Source organism: Janthinobacterium sp. JC611, assembly GCF_018682595.1.
In the GTDB taxonomy this organism is placed as follows: Bacteria; Pseudomonadota; Gammaproteobacteria; order Burkholderiales; family Burkholderiaceae_D; genus Janthinobacterium.
Genome location: NZ_JAFLJN010000059.1, coordinates 1 through 440, shown reverse-complemented (window position 1 = coordinate 440; position 440 = coordinate 1). Strand labels below are relative to the sequence as shown.

Below are 440 nucleotides of genomic sequence, written 5' to 3'. Positions count from 1 at the left end.
CTGTAATCGCCAAGGCATCCACCATGTGCACTTATTCGCTTGTCCCTATAACGTTAGCCTCTTCATTCTTTCAAACGAAAAGAGCGCTACAGGGATAAGAAAGTACAACGTTGTTGCTTGTTTGTTGATACATACAATCATTACCCATCGATTCACCTTTTACGATAAACCGATCAATAAATAATCTTTACTTCTTCCAGATTGTTAAAGAACATACAGCACTTGGTCTCGAAAAGACCAAACCTAAATCCCGGCGCACTATCTGCACTGATTTACGTTTGAACTTTTGGTGGAGGATGACGGGATCGAACCGACGACCCCCTGCTTGCAAAGCAGGTGCTCTCCCAGCTGAGCTAATCCCCCAATGGGTAATACAGACTACAGAAACTGGTAGGGCTGGTTGGACTCGAACCAACGACCCCCGCGTTATCAACACGGTG

General features: G+C 45.5%; 1 tRNA gene. It reads right to left on the bottom strand.

Annotation, left to right across the window (positions count from 1 at the left end):
- Positions 1-287: 287 nt before the first annotated feature.
- Positions 288-363 (bottom strand) — tRNA-Ala (locus J0O65_RS25300).
- Between the last annotated feature and the right edge of the window lie 77 nt (positions 364-440).